The 5,136-nt window shown below is 56.2% G+C and carries 3 protein-coding genes and 1 pseudogene; all 4 read left to right on the top strand.

The genetic code is table 11. The features are described from left to right. Nucleotides 1-272: pseudogene (locus tag Yoon_RS17865) on the top strand (MurR/RpiR family transcriptional regulator); the annotation flags it as partial. Nucleotides 273-387: 115 nt separating this feature from the next. Next, nucleotides 388-1,362 carry a TAXI family TRAP transporter solute-binding subunit gene (locus tag Yoon_RS17860; RefSeq protein ID WP_238114169.1) on the top strand — a complete coding sequence of 325 codons (975 nt, stop codon included), beginning with the start codon at nt 388-390 and terminating at the stop codon, nt 1,360-1,362. 124 nt (nt 1,363-1,486) lie between these two features. Next, on the top strand, nt 1,487-4,153 hold the full coding sequence (locus Yoon_RS17855; protein ID WP_238114167.1) for a TRAP transporter permease: 2,667 nt from the start codon (nt 1,487-1,489) through the stop codon (nt 4,151-4,153). Beyond that, a complete protein-coding gene (locus Yoon_RS17850) occupies nt 4,153-4,578 on the top strand; it encodes a universal stress protein (protein WP_238114166.1) in 426 nt (141 codons plus the stop codon). Before Yoon_RS17855 ends, Yoon_RS17850 begins: the two co-directional genes overlap by 1 nt. Nucleotides 4,579-5,136 lie beyond the last annotated feature (558 nt).

The raw sequence follows: 5,136 nt of genomic DNA, 5'->3' as shown, positions 1-5,136 counted from the left end.
CCTGCAAATTCGCGAAAGCGCGAGGCGTGAAGCTCATTATTCTGTCCGACAGCGAAATGGTTTCGTCGGAATTCACACCTGATGAAAACCTGATTGCCTCAGTTGTTTCGACCCACCATTTTGGCTGTTATGCGGGCGCGATGGCAGTGATGGAAAGCCTGTTGGCGGTGCTTGTTCAAACTGGCGGCCAAGACGCCAAACGTCGCATCCATGAGTACGAAGAATTACGCCTCAGCCACAATGCATACTGGGGCCCCCAAAAAAAACATTAGTTTTCAGGTGACAAGGCCCGAAGCATTGGCGACGCTTCCACAATCAGGCGTGCAAAGCGTCGATCAATGCCATTGCCTTTGGGGCGTGACATATAACTTGTCAGGGAGACAACACATGACAATCAAACAAACATTCATTGGCGCGCTCACAGTTGCGGCATTCGGGTTCGCTGGTGCAGCTTCTGCGCAAGACCAGCAGTTCATTACAATCGGCACAGGCGGCGTAACCGGCGTCTATTATCCGACGGGCGGCGCGATCTGCCGACTGGTTAACATCAACCGCGCAGAGCACGGCATCCGCTGTTCTGTCGAATCCACGGGTGGCTCTGTCTACAACACACGCACAATCCGTCAGGGCGAGCTAGACTTCGGTGTCGTTCAGTCCGACGTTCAAGCTGCCGGCCTCAATGGCACAGGCGCATTTCAAGAAGACGGTCCATACGAAGACCTGCGCGCGCTGTTCTCTGTTCACCCCGAACCAATGCACCTGATGGTGCGTGCAGACAGCGGCATCGAAACCGTTGAAGACCTGCGCGGCATGAAAGTGAACATCGCGAACCCCGGTTCCGGCACGCGCGTTCTGGCCGAAACAGTTTTGCGTTATCACGGCGTTGACCCAAGCGAATTCGCCGTTGCGGCCGAGCTGAAATCCTCCGAGCAGTCCGCTGCCCTGTGTGATGGCAACATCGACGCGACAATCTGGGCCGCTGGCCTGCCGAACGGCTCTAGCCAAGAAGCGACGTCCACCTGCGATGTGAACATCATCGCGCTGGAAGGCCCAGCAATCGACACGCTGCTGGCTGAAAACACAGCATACGCGGCTGCGACGATCCCAGGCGGCATGTACCCGGGCAACGAAGATGACATCCCAAGCTGGGGCCCAAAGGCGACGTTCGTCACCTCCGCTGGCACAGCTGACGAAGTTGTCTACGCAGTTGTTTCCGGCGTCTTTGACAACTTTGAAGACTTCAAGCGTCTGCACCCAGCCTTCGCGCGCCTTGAGCCATCTGAAATGATCGCAGACGGTCTGACAGCTGAACTGCACCCTGGTGCGGCGCAGTACTACCGCGAGCAAGGCTGGATGGAGTAATCGAGCCTGGGGCGCTCGTCAACATGAGCGCCACACACTGATACCCGACGCCCCTGTCATCTGACGGGGGCGGCAATCGTGTTTTACGGGCAGCTGAATACAGCGACCGATATTGGGGGACACCATGTCAGAGACCACAGCAAATCAAACCGATGTCGATGTCGAAGATTTCATTGCCGACAGCGACACTGGCGGACGCAAGCCAACGGGTGCGTTTTCAACTTGGATCCTTTTGGCCGTTCCCTTGGTTTGGGCGATATTCCAACTCTGGATCGCATCGCCCTTGCGCTTTGATGTCGTCCTGACGTGGAACAACAGTTTCCTTGGTGACATCTTCAAACTGACGATCCTGAATGACACGCAAACCCGCGCCATTCACCTCGCCTTTGCGATGTTCCTCGCGTTTGTCGCTTTCCCGACGCTCAAATCCTCACCCCGACATCATATCCCGATCCAGGATTGGGTCTTGGGATTGGTTGCCGCCGCAACGGCGGCCTATATCTGGTTTGCTTATGCAGGCGTTGCCCAACGGACAGGCGCACCCAACACCACCGACGTAATTGTAGCGGTCGTTGGTATCATCCTGTTGATGGAGGCCGCGCGTCGCTCCTTGGGCATTCCGCTTATGGCCGTGGCGCTGTTCTTCCTCGCTTATGTATTCTTCGGAAGCTGGAGCGGCCTGCCCGAAATGATCCGTTGGCAGGGTGCCAGCGTCAACAAAGCCATGAGCCATATGTGGCTGACCACCGAGGGCGTCTTTGGCGTCGCCATCGGCGTGTCGTCCTCGTTCGTGTTCCTGTTCGTGCTGTTTGGGTCGCTGTTGAACCAAGCGGGTGCGGGCAACTATTTCCTGAAACTCGCCTTTGCGGGCCTTGGCCATTTGCGTGGCGGTCCCGCAAAAGCCGCCGTTATCGCATCCGCCGCCACGGGCCTGATCTCGGGCTCATCTATCGCCAACGTGGTCACCACTGGCACGTTCACCATTCCCTTGATGAAACGTGTTGGTTTCCCCGCGACAAAGGCCGGCGCGGTTGAGGTTTCATCCTCGATCAACGGCGTTCTCACACCGCCCGTCATGGGCGCGGTTGCGTTCTTGATGACCGAATATGTCGGCGTGTCTTACGTTGAAGTCGTGCGCACCGCGATCGTGCCTGCGGCGATCTCTTATATTGCGCTGGTCTACATCGTGCACCTCGAAGCACTTAAGATGGGCATGACCGGAACAAGCCGCATGCACCCCGTTAAATTCATGCTTGGCGCGATCTTCATAATCGCCTTCTCGATTGTGATGGCGGGCGGGCTGCTTGTCGGGTCCAGCTATCTGATCGGCGGCCTTCAGGCGGCATTCGGTGGAGCGGCTTTCTGGGTGATCCTTGCCTTGATCGCAGCGACATACATTGCCGCCGTGCGGTACGCGGCACAGGGTGATGATCTGCCCGTCAGCATCGAATCCATGCAACACCTGCCGCCAGTGCGCGAAATCCTCAAGACAGGCCTGCATTACCTGATGCCAATCTTCCTGCTGATGTATCTGCTGATGGTCGAACGTAAATCGCCGGGCTATTCGGCGTTTTGGTCCTCGATTTTCATGTTGGTGATCCTTGCGACACAAAACTCGCTAAAGTCCTTCTTCCGAGGTCAAAACGACGTTGTTGCCCAGATCAAATTCGGTTTCGCTGAAATCGCGGAAGGCATGATCGCTGGAGCGCGCAACATGATCGGCCTTGCCGCCGCCATGGGTGTCGCAGGCATCATTGTTGGCGCCGTGACGCTGACGGGCATCGGCCAGGTTATGGCTGAATTCGTCGAGTTCCTCGCACTTGGTCTGGATGGGCTGTTCCCATTCATCGACATCAAACTTCTGTCCATGCTCTTCTTCGTGGCGGTAATTTCGATTGTTTTGGGCATGGGGCTGCCAACGACGGCGAACTACATCGTGGTGTCATCCTTGATGGCCGGTGTCGTCGTTGAGATCGGCGCGCAGAACGGGTTGATCGTGCCGTTGATTGCCGTCCACATGTTCGTCTTCTACTTCGGCATTATGGCGGATGTTACACCACCCGTTGGCTTGGCGAGCTTCGCAGCCGCCGCGATTTCAAAAGGCGATCCGCTGAAGACAGGCTTCCAGGCGTTCTTCTATTCGATCCGCACCGCGCTGTTGCCGTTCTTGTTCATCTTCAACACGGATTTGTTGTTGATCGACGTAGGGCCAATTCAGGCTGTCTTCGTCTTCTTGATCGCGATGATTGCCATGCTTCTGTTTGCGGCCGGAACCATGAGCTACTTCATGGTCAAGTCCCGCGTATGGGAAAGCGTGGCGTTGCTATTGGTGGCCTTCACGCTGTTCCAACCGGGCTTCTTCCTTAACCGGATTGCACCAGAGTTTGAAACCCGTCCGGGAATTGAGCTGATGGCGATGGCCGAAGTGGCCGGAGACGATGAAAGCCTGCGTGTGCGTTTGGTGGGTGAGGACCTCATGGGCGATCCGGTTGATGGTCGTTACCTTTTGCCACTGGGCGAAGTTGGTGGCGATGGCGCAACCCGTTTGGATATGAACGCCGGTATCACCTTCCGTGAGGAAGACGGTAAGATGTTTGTCGACTTCTTGCAGTTTGGCGGCCCGTCCGAGCAGCTCGGCATCGATTTCGATTGGGAAGTGGTCGAGCTTGAAGTCAAAGCCGACCGTCTGCCCGAACAGTTATTCTATATCCCGGCATTCTTGCTGCTGGGGCTTGTCTACTTGCTGCAAATGCGCCGTAAGGAACCTGAAACACGCGAGGTCACTGCCTAATGGAACATATCCTTTGTGCTGTCGATTTGTCGGACGAACCCGACGCATTGAAAATTCTGGAGGAGGCGGAGAAACTCGCTGGGTTGTACGATGCGTCCCTGAGTCTCGTGACCGTCGTTCCGGACTATGGGTCGTCATGGGTTGGGTCGTTTTTCAAAGAAGGCACCCTGAAAATGGCCACCGAAGCGGCGATGGACGCCTTGAAAAAGCTGTCAGCCGACACCCAAGCGCGCGGCCGCAAGGTTCAACACATCGTTGAAATCGGTACGACTTATGAAGAGATTTTGCATGCGGCAGATCAGATGAACGCAGACCTCATCGTAGTAGGCGCACACAAACCAGATCTGGCAAGCCGGATCATCGGCCCCAATGCATCGCGCGTCGTACGGTATGCGAAAGCGTCGGTTTTGGTAGTGCGCGTCTAGGATCAACGGTGAACGAGAGCACACGGTTGGCCGGAAGACGACGACAGGTGAAAACATATCCGCTCAATTTGGTGCGAGTAATCGGGACTGTGCTGGGATAATCGCGGGCTTTTGCAACCAAACCTCAACGCCGACGCTAACAACCGAAATCGATGGATGCACCGAGTGCCTCACCGATAACTGTTAAGGCGCAAAAGCGCGCAATCTCAACGAGCGCGACGAAGGGCTGCGTGGGGCAACGAGCGGTCTTCAAAGAAGGTGCGACGAACGGCAGCTTTGTCCCGCACTGTGTGAGTTCGACCATCATCGGATTTTGTGGTTGCGGCGAATGTCGGCAATGCGGGCTGCGACCGCAGCATGGCGAAGGGTCGGTGAATGTCCGGTACGGGCCGTCCATAACAACCCAATCTGGACGAATCCGGCATGATACTGCAAAGCGGCTAATGGCCGCGAAGAGCCCAGAGTGACGGATGCTGCGCGCCTAAAACTCCTCCAAATTTGTGTAGAGTCCGCTCAACAAATGGACGGACAAATGAAGGCACGATTTACGGATGAACA

This window comes from Yoonia sp. I 8.24 (assembly GCF_022096995.1).
In the GTDB taxonomy this organism is placed as follows: domain Bacteria; phylum Pseudomonadota; class Alphaproteobacteria; order Rhodobacterales; family Rhodobacteraceae; genus Yoonia.
The sequence above is the reverse complement of the archived record's forward strand: the minus strand, read 5'-3'. Positions and strand labels throughout refer to the sequence as shown.

Bases quoted from the DNA above. Each gene is read 5' to 3' on its own strand.
- Yoon_RS17860 (WP_238114169.1), top strand. From the start codon at position 388: ATGACAATCAAACAAACATTCATTGGCGCGCTCACAGTTGCGGCATTC.
- Yoon_RS17855 (WP_238114167.1), top strand. From the start codon at position 1,487: ATGTCAGAGACCACAGCAAATCAAACCGATGTCGATGTCGAAGATTTC.
- Yoon_RS17850 (WP_238114166.1), top strand. From the start codon at position 4,153: ATGGAACATATCCTTTGTGCTGTCGATTTGTCGGACGAACCCGACGCA.